At 43.2% G+C, this 14,559-nt stretch carries 13 protein-coding genes; 3 read left to right on the forward strand and 10 right to left on the reverse strand.

Annotation, left to right across the window (positions count from 1 at the left end):
* Positions 1-61 precede the first annotated feature (61 nt).
* From AB4Z17_RS01625 to AB4Z17_RS01645, 5 genes are all read right to left on the reverse strand, one after another.
* Positions 62-1,000 carry a GNAT family N-acetyltransferase gene (locus tag AB4Z17_RS01625; RefSeq protein ID WP_441957737.1) on the reverse strand — a complete coding sequence of 313 codons (939 nt, stop codon included), beginning with the start codon at positions 998-1,000 and terminating at the stop codon, positions 62-64.
* 508 nt (positions 1,001-1,508) lie between these two features.
* A complete protein-coding gene (locus AB4Z17_RS01630) occupies positions 1,509-1,868 on the reverse strand; it encodes a hypothetical protein (RefSeq protein ID WP_441912531.1) in 360 nt (119 codons plus the stop codon).
* Positions 1,869-2,172: 304 nt separating this feature from the next.
* The gene (locus tag AB4Z17_RS01635; RefSeq protein WP_441957739.1) at positions 2,173-2,727 is read right to left on the reverse strand and encodes a suppressor of fused domain protein; all 555 of its coding nucleotides are present in this window, start codon (positions 2,725-2,727) and stop codon (positions 2,173-2,175) included.
* Positions 2,728-2,921: 194 nt separating this feature from the next.
* Positions 2,922-4,295, reverse strand: coding sequence for a hypothetical protein (locus tag AB4Z17_RS01640; RefSeq protein WP_441912533.1), 1,374 nt, complete (start codon positions 4,293-4,295; stop codon positions 2,922-2,924).
* Between the two features lie 73 nt (positions 4,296-4,368).
* A complete protein-coding gene (locus AB4Z17_RS01645) occupies positions 4,369-4,836 on the reverse strand; it encodes a hypothetical protein (protein ID WP_441912534.1) in 468 nt (155 codons plus the stop codon).
* A gap of 373 nt (positions 4,837-5,209) precedes the next feature.
* Here AB4Z17_RS01645 and AB4Z17_RS01650 point away from each other — a divergent pair, with 373 nt between their 5' ends.
* The 3 genes from AB4Z17_RS01650 (at position 5,210) to AB4Z17_RS01660 (ending at position 7,661) form a co-directional block, all read left to right on the forward strand.
* Positions 5,210-5,542 carry an ArsR/SmtB family transcription factor gene (locus AB4Z17_RS01650; protein ID WP_441957741.1) on the forward strand — a complete coding sequence of 111 codons (333 nt, stop codon included), beginning with the start codon at positions 5,210-5,212 and terminating at the stop codon, positions 5,540-5,542.
* Between the two features lie 107 nt (positions 5,543-5,649).
* A complete protein-coding gene (locus tag AB4Z17_RS01655) occupies positions 5,650-6,966 on the forward strand; it encodes an alpha/beta fold hydrolase (protein ID WP_441957743.1) in 1,317 nt (438 codons plus the stop codon).
* The gene (locus AB4Z17_RS01660; RefSeq protein ID WP_441957745.1) at positions 6,963-7,661 is read left to right on the forward strand and encodes a DUF998 domain-containing protein; all 699 of its coding nucleotides are present in this window, start codon (positions 6,963-6,965) and stop codon (positions 7,659-7,661) included. The genes AB4Z17_RS01655 and AB4Z17_RS01660 overlap by 4 nt, the downstream gene beginning before the upstream one ends.
* Before the next feature lie 182 nt (positions 7,662-7,843).
* On the opposite strand, the gene AB4Z17_RS01665 is transcribed toward AB4Z17_RS01660, so the two are convergent.
* The 5 genes from AB4Z17_RS01665 to AB4Z17_RS01685 form a co-directional block, all read right to left on the reverse strand.
* The gene (locus AB4Z17_RS01665; protein ID WP_076270717.1) at positions 7,844-8,731 is read right to left on the reverse strand and encodes a carbohydrate ABC transporter permease; all 888 of its coding nucleotides are present in this window, start codon (positions 8,729-8,731) and stop codon (positions 7,844-7,846) included.
* Positions 8,732-8,745: 14 nt separating this feature from the next.
* Positions 8,746-9,636, reverse strand: a complete 891-nt coding sequence (locus AB4Z17_RS01670) for an ABC transporter permease (RefSeq protein ID WP_076270718.1) — start codon at positions 9,634-9,636, stop codon at positions 8,746-8,748.
* A gap of 89 nt (positions 9,637-9,725) precedes the next feature.
* Positions 9,726-11,444: an extracellular solute-binding protein gene (locus AB4Z17_RS01675; protein WP_441957747.1), complete on the reverse strand. Its 1,719-nt coding sequence runs from the start codon at positions 11,442-11,444 to the stop codon at positions 9,726-9,728.
* Positions 11,445-11,611: 167 nt separating this feature from the next.
* Positions 11,612-12,676: a response regulator transcription factor gene (locus AB4Z17_RS01680; RefSeq protein WP_441957749.1), complete on the reverse strand. Its 1,065-nt coding sequence runs from the start codon at positions 12,674-12,676 to the stop codon at positions 11,612-11,614.
* Positions 12,673-14,457: a sensor histidine kinase gene (locus AB4Z17_RS01685; RefSeq protein WP_441957751.1), complete on the reverse strand. Its 1,785-nt coding sequence runs from the start codon at positions 14,455-14,457 to the stop codon at positions 12,673-12,675. The genes AB4Z17_RS01680 and AB4Z17_RS01685 overlap by 4 nt, the downstream gene beginning before the upstream one ends.
* Positions 14,458-14,559: the final 102 nt, after the last annotated feature.

The raw sequence follows: 14,559 nt of genomic DNA on the forward strand, positions 1-14,559 counted from the left end.
TACATTTCAAGTATTTACTTTAAAAAATCAGAAAAATCGAAAAAATCAAACGGTCACCCCGCTATGGTTGCGCAGGTATATACATATTTTGTATCTCCTGTACTCCGGGCACGAACCCGAGATTAAAATAAACAGATTCTGCATCATTACCTTCCATCACATACAATCGTAGAATTGAATATTTATTTTTCAGCATACTCAGCGCTCTTTGCAGCATAAGTGTAGCCAGCCCTCTTCCTCTATGAGCAGGTATTACACCGATACTATATACTGCTGCCATGTTATCTTGTAGACAAAGACGACAATTGGCAATGAGCTGACCAGAGTTCTTATTATAGATTAGTGTTGAAGCCTGAACTAATATGTCATTCGAATAATTAGGATCTTCATTTGGAATAAAATCTTCTAAAGAAAACTTTTTTCTCCTTACTGCTTCAAATCCGCCTTTAAAGCTTTCATATTCACAATGAGCAATTTCATCTTCATTGATGAATCGCTTAGCTCCCATTTCGTTCTCTTCAATTTGGGGACTTTTAATAATTAGATTATCATCCCAGATCACTTCGAAATGATCTGTAGGACGCTGCATCCAACGGCATCTGAATTCATCCGCCCAGAAGCCTGCCCTCGCAAATAATTGAACTTGATCAGGAAGAACCTCAAAAGTCTTAATTGGCTGCGATCTGTCAGACCAATGCATTACTATTTTTTTAAGCAGCTTCAATATCTTGAATGCATCATTAAAAGGAGGAATAAAAAACAAATGGTAAATTACGTTGGGCGCCATTCTTACGCCACCGATTCTATTCTCTCCCTTATAAATCCAAAATGAATTTCTTCGCGATGCTGCATAGCTTTCTTCTCTAAAAAAACCATTATATTGCATATTATAATATACAGAACAATACAATCCCCATTCTTCTGGCTCCGCCATCCGAATAGAATATTCCTTCGACAAATCATAAGTAATGGTATCCATAGACCAATTGTTTAATTGCATCCTCCATACCTCCTTGTAAATTCACAAAATAATAGAATGAAAACACAAATCATTACCGTTTGATACCTCTCCAGAAGACATTCGAGAACGACAAAAAGACTACAGATGAACATAGCTTCATCTGCAGCCTCTAATCTCCTAAGTGATCCCTATTCACAGGAATGAATTTCTTCATACCTGACATAAGTATACAATTACCGCGCACATAAGTGGCGTTAGAGTAAGGTCGTATGATATTGCTATTATTCTTAATGTACGAGTTCAGCTAAATAGCAGATATGCAGATCATAACTGCGATCACATCCAATTGAGCCAAACCTCATATATTCAGTTATTTTTTCAACTGATTAAGAACAACAATAATCACGACACCATTTACTCCTATCGCATGCTTATTTGCCTATATTACCAACGAGATTGCCTATTTTCAATTTACTAAATAATTATAAAAGATCTCTACCCGTATTTTATCCTACAGATAGCAAAAGCTTAACGACCTATAACCCGCCTAGTGCTTCTGCCTTTCTATTTTGCCGGCTACAATTTGTGGAGGATAAGATTGCATTACAACATATTCACCTTTATCATTCGTTTTGGGAGTTATATTAACTGATTCACCTATCCCCAGCTCGTTGTAGAGCAGAGTATCCTCAACAATATAATTTATTAACTCAATATCATTCTTTTTAAATGTTTCAAAGTCCATATTTTCTGCATCTTTCCAAGAGATGTCCTTCGCTACTAAGATTTTTTGCTCTTCCTTTGCAATAATGTAATTCCCCTTTTTATCGTCTGACGAGGAACTGCAACCAGCAAATACACATACGAAAATTAATAAGGCTACTCCTAATACTAACTTTTTCAACATTTTCACCCCTATTCAGTATAACCTTCAGACGAAAATGCAAGTGATATGTTACGAACGAATACAATTTTTAGCTTTTGTTTTGGTTGATTTATTAATACATCATCATATTTCATACTTAATCACTATTGCCGCTCGGTTCAACATTCATGTTGTATCTCAAAACGGAATCAACCCATTTCGTAGTAATTTATTTCAGATCTTTCAATTGGCCCGCTAGTAAGCTTCATATAAAATGAGAGTAGGTTCCGCAAAGCCAACACATTAATGTTTTCTATTTAACTAACTAATTCTCGTAACAAAAAAATCATTTAAAGGCTAAGTTCTTTCTCTTAACATTGTATAAATCGAAGCCTTCAGTAAACCAAAATTCCTGTAAACCTACTTCGTTATACAATTCAATCTCTTCTCGGTAAATCGGGTACATCCCAGTTAAAAATATAGGCTTGTCAGTTGTTTCAATTCTTGAGGTTACATTGTCTATTATTGAAGGTGCAAACGCAAAAAAGCCAACCATATCAGATTCTTCGCTTACTGGTTCATCAAATATAAATAAATCGCCAAATGAAAATCTCTTAATACCTCTTCTCTCTGCAACTAAGTGAGCTATAGCAAAGCCCCATGAAGGGTCGTTTGTCTCTAAACTCAATATTAATTCCGGCTTTCCCCCTACCCATTCTGAATGGTCTGCTTCCGAAAGCCCGTAGGTTATAAATGTCATCATACCTTTTTCTGGTAAGTCGTTATATATAAATAAGTTTATTGGACTACCATCATCAATTGAATTTATCCTTTTTATTTGATATTCATCTCCGAATGTTGCTTCGATATGTTCCAGAAATATTTCAACATTTTTTTTCATAATTCCCTCCGTGTAACTTACAGTTTATTTTTTCACTAACTTAGATATGAAGGTATTCATCATAAATAGACCATTTTCTTGTTTTGTGTTTGAAGTAACTGCATAGCGTAATGAAGCAGCCGATCATTACAATCGGCTGCTTCTATTTTTTTATTGAACTATTGCGTCCCGTTAATTCTATGACACTTTAACATCTACCAAGCTGATGCGTTCATTCTGGCAATCTCATCGGTTAGTCCCAGTCTGGTCATTTCTTCTACCATTACTTTTTCGACTTCCTCGCTATGAAAGCCCTTTGCGTTAAATGTACGTATCAATGCTAGTTTGCCAGCATAGGTAGCCCGCTTTAAATAGCCCTGCAATTCTTCAGCTTCCAAATCATCATCCACCAGAAGTGTTTCGTGTTGCCGACCTTTATCCCCAGGATGTATATTAGTTACCCCTAGTCCATCAGGAGTAGCGACAACAATTTGTTTCTCCCTCGCTGCTTTCACTCGATCAAGGTATGTATATGGATGATCGATTTTAGGTAGGTTTAGCGCATCTACCAGTCTGGACATGACCTTACGGCGATTCGCTTGATCTTCCTCGGTTGGTGCCCATTCATATTGCGCTTCCTCTTCCTCTTGTAAGTAGTTTTGGTAGGCCTCATCACTTTCAAACGACATATATATAAAAGTACTGTCAATAGCAATTACGCTTAAAAACTCCCTAATATTGTTGGCAATGACTTCTCCAGCTTCATCCCCACCCATTGGAGAAACTCTTACGATAGGGGCATTATTTAAATCCGGGACAGATCCAAATTCCGTTAAGAAGCCGTAGTGTTCGCCATCTCCACCCGTCCACCCAAACGAAATAATATCCCAAGGAGTATTCCCATACTCACTCTGGTAATAACCGCCGTAAAAGCCGAGCTCGTCCCATAACGATAGTCCTTCTTCTTCAAGTTCCTTATCTAAGGAGTACAGGTCGCTGAATATATCCAGATCAGAATATTTTCCGTAATTGATCTGCTCACTTTCTTCTGCACTCATTGTATTCTCTGTGACCGTTTCTTGCTTCGCTTGCCATGCGAGCAATTCCTCCCTGTCTTCATTTGTGACCTCTCCTGGGTTTGGAGAAGTCGTAATCATGACTTTACCTGTCTCAGCATTAAAAACGATCTCTGAATCTGTTAAACCACTTAATCGTTTGGAGTGAATATAAATATGCCCATCAATTAGTCGAAGCGTATCTTCCCACTCATCATGCATATAGGTCGTGCCACTTCCATTTAATGTTTTGTAAGAGATAGCTAAAGATCCATCTTCTTCGTGATTATAAGTCCAACCCATGGCAGTAAGTACCGAATCAAGAGGAAGATACAATCTTCGTCCCTCTATAAAAGGTTTGTTAGTAATAAGAATTTTATTCCCATCAACGTAAATATCCACTTGCTTTCCTGCCTTCTGTATATTCTCAGGCGGATTGGGTCTATCGCCACATCCACTCAGCATGCCCACGATTATATTAAGGACAACTACCACTAATACTAGTTTCTTGACCGTCATTTCTTCTGTTTGCACATACTAATCCCCTTTAGAAACGATCTCTTTTTCTATATTTTCGTCAGATAGTTAGATTATTCTGCCTGTTAGCTTAATCGTAAATTTTTCTGAGATGAGAGCTATATTGCGCTTCCTCAAAAGTCATAATAGGGATTTCATCAAGCCAATTAACTTTTGAACCAATTCCTTCGCATCCCAGAAGCATATCTTCCCTTGTACTCCTATCAATACCAAGTTTCTTCCAGATAATGTACCCATCCGCTTTAATTACATTTGCAACAATTACTGTACACGTCAAATCGCAATCATCTGGGCACATTAGTACTGGCAAAACAACCTCTTTGCTTACCGAATTGAACCTTCCCTTAATACATTCTTTCTCTTTCAAGTCGTAGACCCATTCAATAATTGTTGGGATCATGCCTAGAAGGTTATTTGAAGGATAGTAATTATGAAGCAATAAATCCAGAGGAGTACCATCAATGACAATAGTGTGATGTTCAACTTTACAATACTCACTCTTCATCGTTACGACTTCAATTTTATTTACCAGTTCCATTGTTTAGACACCTCACTTTAAACAATTACCACAAAATAATGCACTACGATTTGCTCCGCTAACCTATCCGTTAGTTCAAACGACCTCCTATTTTAAAATCTCAGTTGGGATAGGCGGTGCAAACTCATATCACCAGCCACGAGTATATCTCTTGTTTTTAAACCCCGATTCAAAACATGCACCGTTAAATAATTCGCTTTGGCGACTTCAATATCCTTCCAGTTAAGATGCTATCTCCTCCAATATAAATCTCCAATAGTGCAACGGTGGATTGAATTATTCGACATGTATTACGACTTACCAACCAATGTATGAGTTTATTAATTCGCTATATACGTTGACGCGTATATACACTTAAGTGTATATTAAGCGCATGAACACAACAACTATGCAATTAACATTACTTACACTCGCCGAGCCGAACCGCTTCAACATTGTTGAGCTGTTAAAAAAAGCACCGCGATCGGTGAGCGAGATCGTCCAAGCGCTCAATATCGGTCAGCCGCAGGTGTCTCGCCATCTACGTATTTTGAGCGAGGCTGGGTTGGTTCGCTCCCGCAACAAGGCACAACAGCGAATATATAGCCTCGAAGCAAAGCCCTTTCAGGATCTGGATGCGTGGTTTGATTCATTTAGTATCCTTTGGGAAGAGCGTCTCGATCATTTTGAGGATTATATGCTCGACTACAATAAAAAGGAGGATTAATGCTATCCTTTTATCTCAAGCGTTATCGCAGCAATGTTCGAAATCACCAAGCCTTTTGGAATAATCGATTTGACGCACTAGAAAATGACCTAAAAGGATGAATGAAGATGCGATCAAAAACAAAAATCCATAAAAACCGGGAACTTCGTGAGCTTACCATCGAACGGATATTAGCATTGCCTCCCAAGCTTGCTTGGGAAGGTTGGACAAACCCGGAACATATTGCGCGTTGGTGGGGCCCTAAATTATGGACAACCACCGTCTATGAAATGGACGTAAGACCCGGCGGTATTTGGCGTTATAGCCTCAAATCAGATGACATTAGCGGGGAAGAGGCTTTCTGCAAAGCTGTTTATCAAGAGGTTTTTGAACCCTTTACACTAGTATACACCGACTCGTTTACCGACAAAGACTGGAATGTCGTAGAGAACAGCGAGATGCTAACGACTGTTCAATTCGAGGAAACAACAAATGGCACAAAGCTTAGTATCGTTACACGATTCGCAAGTGCTGAGGAATTGGAAAATGCCGAAGCAATGGGTATGATTGAAGGCTTCAATGATGCATTTGACCGACTTGAAGAATACTTAGAAACGTCGACGGGAGGACTTATGGATACAGTTACTTCAAAGGATGGAACAAAGATTGCATATGAAAAGCTAGGAAATGGACCTGCCTTTATCCTAATATCATCGGCCGTGGCCGACCATAGCGATGCAGCCCAGCTTGCCCAGCTGCTCGCAACTCATTACACCGTTTACAACTATGATCGCCGTGGCCGCGGTCAAAGCTCTGATGTCGCACCTTATTCCGTCCAACGTGAAATCGAGGATATTGAGGCTCTAATCCATAAGTCCGGCGGCAGTGCTTGCCTGTTTGGAAGCTCATCCGGCGCTGTGTTAGCCCTTGAAGCAGCAAGTCGATTAGGAGATCAGGTTTCGAAGCTGTATCTTTACGAACCACCATTCATTATTAATGACAGCCGTAAACCCTTGCCTACAGAATATGTTCACCATCTGAACGCGCTAAACCAAGCAGGTAGACGCAGCGAAGCGGTCGAATACTTCATGTACGAGGCTCTCGGTATTCCGGAAGAATATATTGGCTACATGAAAGCCGATCCTTCTTGGCAAGCGATGGAAAGCATGTCTCACACAATCGCCTATGATGGCATGATTATGGGTGACACGCAATCCGGCAAACCGCTTCCAACCGACCGATGGAAAGTAAATGTTCCCACGTTAATTATGACAGGCGAGAACAGCGAACCGCTCTTTCACGAGTCAGCCAAAGCACTTACCGAACTTTTGCCTTTTGTTGAATCCCAAACGCTGGACGGACAGGATCATTCGGCGGTCGTRATGGCTCCGAGCATTCTAGTGAAGACGATTGTCAATTATGACATCGTCCGAGAAGAAAAATGACGAGATTATTGCCATTAGAGAATACGAAATCAGTTAAACCACTATTGATTGCAAAACCTATATCCGCGATATCATCTAATGCCGCACGATTGTCTATCGTCTCTGGATCACTCTTCATCTTGATCCTGGGTTGCCTACACCTCTTAGAGCCTGAATTCAATCCGACTTGGCGTTTTATTAGCGAGTACGCTTTAGGCAACTTCGGCTGGATGATGCATTTTGCATTTATATTGCTCGCTGTAAGTCTCGTAAGTGCCGGTGTTTCAATCTTCTCACAAATTCGTAGCGTCTTAGGATATATCGGGCTCGTTATTCTTGGACTAAGTGTCTCAGGTATTTTAATAGCAGGTATTTTTGTGACCGATCCTATAGCGGTGAGCCCAGATGCTGCAACGTTCAGCGGTAAAATGCATGCCATTGGCGCCACGCTCGACTATTCACCTGTCGCTGCCCTCTTGATCAGCTTTGCATTGGTACGCAATGAAGCTTGGAGGCCCATTCGCGGACAACTGTTAATCACCAGCGGAATTATGCTTGTGTTAATGGCGCTATTTATAATTCAAATCCCTCAAGATGGACAGTTCACTCCTGACGTGCTTGCAGGTTTATTTGGACGATTCTTAATTGCATCCTACCTTGGGTGGCTTTTGGTCGTCGGGTTTCACGTGCTCAAGCTTCGCAAGCAGAGCTTATAAAAACAGATTTGCCCTACTAGCATGAACAGAAAAATCAAAAAATCCGACCTCATGAGGTCGGATTTTTTCATGGTATTGGTGGCGAACCATGGCTGTGCAAAGCCATAATTCGCCGAAGTGTGCTGCTCAAACGGTTTGATGAGTGGAATGACCAGTGGCACGTCCTCCTCACAGGCACAGCCTTACTCTTTCACCGCGCCCAACATAATACCGGAAACAAAGTACTTTTGCAGGAAAGGATATACGATCAGCATTGGTACCATAGCTATAAAAACCTTGGCCGCATTCAGCGTTCGATTAGACAGCTCGGACAGCTTCTTATATTGTTCAGGGGTCAGATTGGTGCCAACCGGAATGTTTACGACCAGCTGCTGGATATAAGTTTGAAGCGGATATTTAGCCGCAGTATTCATTAGCACTAACCCGTTGAAGAACTCATTCCAATGATAAACGCTAAGGAACAACGCTACTGCAGCAAGCACAGGAAAGGAGCAAGGAATATACACCCGAAACAGCACTGACCAAGGACCAGCACCGTCGACTACCGCCGCCTCATTCAGCTCCTTCGGCAAATTGCGGAAGAAGTTCATAATCAGGATCACGTCGAATACCGGCACTCCTCCGCCAAGTACTAACGCCCAAATCGAATCGATTAAATGATAGTTTTGAATAGTGAGATACCACGGAATCAAGCCCCCGTTAAACAGCATGCAAAAGACAAGAATCCACATGAAGGTATTGCGCATTTTAAAATCCCGCTTAGGCCTTGCCAGTGGGTAAGCCATTAATACCGTCATCAGCAAGGCAAAACCTGTACCGAGCACGGTGCGCTGAATGGAAATCCAGAACGCGTTAAAGAAGAGAGCGTCATTAATAATTTCCTTATACGGCGTCAAGGAGAAGCCAATGGGATAAAGCGTAACCAAGCCTGCATTAGCAGCGGATTTTTCGGAAATCGATACACAGAAGGTGTACCAAAGCGGGTAAATACAGCTAATAAGCAAAAGGCCGAGGACGACGATATTGGCAATTTCGAACGTCCGTGAGCCTAACGTTGTATTTCTGACCAATGCAGCGCCCTCCCTCAGAATACCGTGTAATCGGCATAGCGATACGCCAGACGATAGGATATGAATATCAGCACAAAGCTAATGACCGACTTGAACAAACCTGCCGCCGTCGCGAGCGAGAATTGAAGATTTTGCAAGCCCAGTCGGTACACCCATGTATCCAAAATATCTCCAGTTGAATACACAAGCGGGTTATAAAGGTTATACACTTGATCGAATCCGGCGTTTAGCACGTTGCCTAGACTTAAGACGCCCAGCAAGACAACCGTGGTTGACAGTGCAGGCAGCGTGACGTGCCTAATCAACTGCCAGCGATTGGCACCGTCAATGGCGGCCGCCTCATATAGATTGAGATTAATGCCTGTTAACGCCGCAAGATATATAATTGCGTTAAAGCCAAATTCCTTCCACACATCCGTACCGATGATGAGCTGCCGGAATATCCCCGCATCCGCCATAAATAGTTTAGGATCGAAGCCGAACATTCCAAAAACCGTATTAACAACGCCATAATAGCCAAAAATTCCAATTACAATCGTTGACATAATAACCCACGATAGAAAGTGCGGCAGGTAAACGACAGTCTGCACCAGCTTTTTGTAGCGCATGCTGCGAAGCTCGTTCAGCAATATGGCAAAGATGAGCGGAATGAGCAGATTAAGCACGATTTTGCCGATTGCGATGATAAAGGTATTAACAATAACCGTCTTGCTGTCATTAAGCTGAAACATATACTTGAAGTTTTCGAGCCCCACCCACTCGGATTTAAGCAGCCCCGCTCCCGGATTGAAATCCTGAAAGGCCATCAGAATTCCAAACATAGGCACAATACTGAACATCACAAGCCAGACCATACCCGGCAACAGCATCAAATAATAGTGTTTCTGATGGCCTAATTTTCTCACTAAGGCTAGCCTCCCGTCTCCCTATCAGGATAACAAAGCTTGCAAAAGGCACTTAAAAACGCCAGCGCCTTCTGCAAGAGTATGCTCGGTTACTTCTTCAAGAGCTCGGCGACTTCCGCTGTAATCTCATCTCCGCCTTGAGACTTCCAGTCCTTCACGAATTTATCGAAAGAGTCGATGGACGCTTGGCCAAGGATGATTTTCATAACGGTCTCATCCTCCATCTTCTTCAGGTTAGCCCATTTCGTTTCCATCGTTGAAGTTTGGTTATAGGTTACGCTAAAGACCTTTTTATCGATTGGAATTGTTGTGAACGGACGATCACCAATCATGATGGAGTACAAGCGCTGGAAGTCTCCGAAGTTAGCTGTACTGAAGTTGCTGACATTTAGATCGTCGAACGGAGGCTTAATGACGTCTTTTACCTTTTTCGCATCCGCATACATCAGCTTGTACAAGCTGTTCGGCTTATTATAATCCTCTGGATTGGTCTCGCCTTTCAGTACTTTCAGAAGCTCTGCATACTCATATTCCGTCTCATTGGCCGCGGCCATAACGTTGCGAAGCGGATACCAAGCCACATTAACTGACAAATCAAAGGTCGCTTCATCACGTACAAGCGCATTATTCATGATCATAATGGCTTTGACGACATCCGGTTTGGCATTTTTGCTAATAACAGTGTAGGTGCTGCCCGTCGTTTTCATATGCACATTCCATTTGTTATCGTCAGAATAGACCGGATAGGCCTGCCAGTTAGCCGTCGGATCGTTTTTGAAGGAGTCCCCGTTGCCATAGCCGCCATTCCACCATGGGCCAAAGAAAATCCCCGCCTGATTGGCATTAATCGGATCCCCTACATTGTCACGGGTACCTACTTCAGGATCAATAAGCCCTTTTTTGTACCAGTCAGCCAGCAAAGCCAACGTTTTTTTCGTATTGTCCGTCGTCGTTCCGTAGGTTACCGATCCGTCGCCATTGTCAAGCCAGTAGCCCGGATACGCATCCATCGCGCCAAAAATTGGATCGAATCCTCCCATATTGTTAGAGGAGACGAGGAAGGTAGAATAAGGGAACGTATTTTTGGAAGGACCGGCAATACCAATCATTTTGTCCCCGCCAAGCTTGCTATCAACAAACGCTTTTGCCGTTTTTTCGACATCGGACACCGTCTTCGGCACCGGCAGCTGCAGCTTATCAAGCCAGTCCTTGCGAATCCATAAGACATGAACGCCGTCAGTATCCACCGTAATGTTTGGGAGCGAAACCATCTTGCCCTTGTAGCTGGCATTTTCCAATGCACGGCCTTCGGTGCTTGCCATGATATCCTTCACCTGTGAAGACTGATATTGCTGGAAGATGTCGGTGATATCATAGAGCAGACCCGAGCTCGCCGCTTTGGTCATGAAGGAGCGGTCGTCAACGACCATACCGTCTGGCAGCTTGCCCGATGCGATCGTCAAGCTCACCTTCTGCTTAAAATCGTTGCCAGTGGCCGCAGTCCAATCTACAATTACATTGATGTTGTACTTTTCCTTAAGGTAGCGCGTGTACTGGTTGTTGCTTACACTGTCGCCTTCCGGCAGCGTTTTGTCTGTCGGATCCACCACCATGCCGATGTGAACATCAACAGGGTTCGGAAATTTGGAGAAGGCCAGATCATCTCCCGATAGTGCTGGGTTTTCAGTGTTTGAGTCTGGATTTGAAGACGCTTTCAAATTATTCGATGAATTGTTGGAAGAAGAACACGCTGTCAAACTTAGACCAAGTAATACGACGGAAAGCATCAATGCCATATTCTTTTTCATCTAATCCCTCCTCAAAAGAATGGCCAAGCAATTCTTACTTCGTAAGCAACTGCTTAGTTTCTTGCCTTCTCATTGTACATGGGAAGTTAGGAAAAAAAGTCAGACAGATGTGCCGTGTTTTGCACCAGATACAAGGCCAAGGTAGATATTTGTTCGATCCGTTGTAGTCATTCCTCCCCCTTGTGGAACTGGGCCCGAAATTCGGAGGGTAAAAGGCGGGTCTGTTCATGGAACAGCTGGGAGAAATATTTGGAGTCGTTATAGCCTACGGCATGAGCAACCCAGGCGATCGACTGATTGGTTTCACACAGCAGACGCTCTGCCGCTCTTATTCGCTCTTGTCTTAAGTATTCATTAAACGTTGAACCCGTCAGCTTCTTAAAGCATTGGCTAAAATAACTTCGGCTCATGTGCACATGATCAGCGACGTCCTCGGCATGCAGCGTATTTGAAGCCTTCTCGCAAATGAATAACACAGCCTTTAGGATGCTGGTTGTCGTATTGGTAAAATCGGAGGATGAAGCAACCTGCGCATAAACACGTTTCCTGTAATCGCGCATCCATTCAACCGCAGACCGGACATCGTCGGCATCAGACCGGAGCTCTGCAGCGAGTAGAATTACGGGCTCAATTTGTGATAGCACACGCATAAATAACCCTTCCAGACGGCGAAAAGAAACCTTAGCTTCTATGGTCTGTTTACATAACCGCTGAAAAACCGATTCATTATATAGCCAGTAGTGTGAGCGCCACTCCTGCTCCAGCCTGCACCACTCTTCTTCCTTAAGGTTTTGCTCAGGGCCATGCGTAGGCGCTGGTTGCGCAGGAGTCTTGGCAGAAAGAGGTTTCATTTCTCCTGTCATTTTCTGCTGGATTCGTTTCAATATTTGCTCATCATCCTCTGATTCCAGGCGTACCTTGGAAATATAATCGAGCACACCCATGCGATAAGCCGTTTGCACAATCTCAAACTCTTCGTGAAAAGATAAAATAACGGAACGCAGGTCCGGAAATCTTTGCCGTGTGACTTGAAGCAGCTCCATACCTGACATGACAGGCATCGAGAGATCAACGAATATGAGGTCCACCTCATAGCTTTCCATAAACTCCAGCGCCTTCGCGCCGTTCGCCGCTTCTCCTACAACAACCATATCATGATTAGACCAAGGCATAATTGAAATCAAACCTTTGCGTGCTAGCTTGTCATCGTCAACAATTAATACACGAATCAAATCGCTCTCTCCTTTCTATGATGGAGAAAAGGAAGGGTTAAAGTAACGGTTGTGCCTTGATTTGGAGTGCTTTCTATACTCATACGAGCTTTATAGCCATAAGATGATTCCAGCATAGACCTGACATAACGAAGTCCAATTCCCCAACCCGTCTGCTGCTGATCCGGCGTGTCGCGCTGCAGCAAAGCAAGCGTCTCATGACTGAGCCCTTTGCCATCATCACGGATTATAATGCGCACCATCTGTGCCTTTTCATCAGCCGATATGTTGATCTCCAGCTTGCCGTTATCGTCAAGGCCATGACAGACGGCATTTTCCACAATGGGCTGCAGAATGAACCTCGCGACAGGACTATCGAGATAAACCCCTTCCGCAATATTCAGATTCACCTCAAAATCATGCCTCATCTGCTGCAGTTCCAAATAGGTTCGCATGACCTCTATCTCCGACCTGAAGGTTGCCGTATCCTCTGATTTACCCAAATTATAGTTCAGCAAAAAAATTAACGAGGAAACAAACTTCTCAATCTCCGCCTGCTTATGCATAACCGCCAGCCACCGTACCGAATTGAGCGTATTCATCAGAAAATGCGGGTTGATTTGATAGGCTAGCTTCTCTATCTCCAGCTGATGACGGCGCTTTTCCTTTTGCTCCACGTCCATAATCAGCTGCTGAATTTGTCGCTTCATAATATTGAATTGATCGAGTAGCCGATCGAATTCATCGATCCCCGTATGATATTGGCTGGTGCCCATATATCCCTTGCCAAACGTCCTCATTTCCTTCTCGATTAGTCGAAATGGCTTGTTAATGATCCTCCGCAATAATAGTGTGAGCATAAACATCATTAGAAGAGCAATGGCGAGAATCCAGTACATATGATTTTTCCACGTGTAGAGCTCGTGATTGTAAAAGGAGACAGGAAGCAGCAGCGTGATGCCGTAGCCGTAATCACCTGTCATTCGGTTCCATACATAACCGCCCGTCACACCCGATTGACCGCTTAGACTGAGACGCTGGCCAGCACTAAAAGCAGTTGAGTTGCTGCTATAAGTCACCAAGCCAGCCGTATCAGTGAAAACAAGCATATAGGGCATACTCAAGCTTTCTGTAAGCGAATTCATAACGGTGGAGATATCCGATTTGGCTTCAACATAAACAACTAATTTCGTTCCATCTGAAAATTCAACCTCTCGTGTCACCGACATAACCAAATCATCGCTGAATCGGCATAGGGATTTATGCGGAGACTGGTATTTCAGCTCTCCGGTACCGGCGACACTCGGCAAAGATGCCAGCGTGAAGTCGCCGCGCAGCGGCAAATTCGAATAAGAAGCATTTCCGCTTGCAGGATTATAATACATCACCAGCTCCATAGCCGGATTCGAAAAAGTAATTAATCCAATGTTGTAGGCGATATCGCGTGAGAGGAGACGCTGACTATACGTGTCCGCGGTGGAGAGATACGTCTCCATCAGGTTGCCCACCGTACCTTCCGGCGTCATCTGCTGTGTAACCTGAAGCAAGTTACTGTACATCTGATTCAACTTTGTCGTTTGCTGGTATAGATCAAAAGCCATAGAGGTCTTGATTTTATCGCGCTGCATCGTATAGATCGCATTATAGGATACAGACGCCATTAAGATGGCATATCCCACAAATCCAACGGTCAGAAATACCATGATTCGTTTGCGAAGAGAGGTAAAAACAAACCGATTGCGCAGCATAGACACGAAGCTTATTTTCCTGCTTGTAGACTTCATAGAGCGATTACCGTCCACCTCCATCACCTCACAACAAATATGAATCAATATTCGCTGTTTTACAGGTTTATCCTTCCTTGTGGGGAGAGCGCTGTGCTGCACAGACACATAGCGATCTGT

Source organism: Paenibacillus sp. TAF43_2 (genome assembly GCF_052113545.1).
GTDB lineage: Bacteria > Bacillota > Bacilli > Paenibacillales > Paenibacillaceae > Pristimantibacillus.

What these genes read in the sequence shown, in the direction of transcription:
- AB4Z17_RS01625 (WP_441957737.1), bottom strand. Translation starts at nt 1,000, where the DNA reads ATGCAATTAAACAATTGGTCTATGGATACCATTACTTATGATTTGTCG.
- AB4Z17_RS01630 (WP_441912531.1), bottom strand. Translation starts at nt 1,868, where the DNA reads ATGTTGAAAAAGTTAGTATTAGGAGTAGCCTTATTAATTTTCGTATGT.
- AB4Z17_RS01635 (WP_441957739.1), bottom strand. Translation starts at nt 2,727, where the DNA reads ATGAAAAAAAATGTTGAAATATTTCTGGAACATATCGAAGCAACATTC.
- AB4Z17_RS01645 (WP_441912534.1), bottom strand. Translation starts at nt 4,836, where the DNA reads ATGGAACTGGTAAATAAAATTGAAGTCGTAACGATGAAGAGTGAGTAT.
- AB4Z17_RS01650 (WP_441957741.1), top strand. Translation starts at nt 5,210, where the DNA reads ATGAACACAACAACTATGCAATTAACATTACTTACACTCGCCGAGCCG.
- AB4Z17_RS01660 (WP_441957745.1), top strand. Translation starts at nt 6,963, where the DNA reads ATGACGAGATTATTGCCATTAGAGAATACGAAATCAGTTAAACCACTA.
- AB4Z17_RS01675 (WP_441957747.1), bottom strand. Translation starts at nt 11,444, where the DNA reads ATGAAAAAGAATATGGCATTGATGCTTTCCGTCGTATTACTTGGTCTA.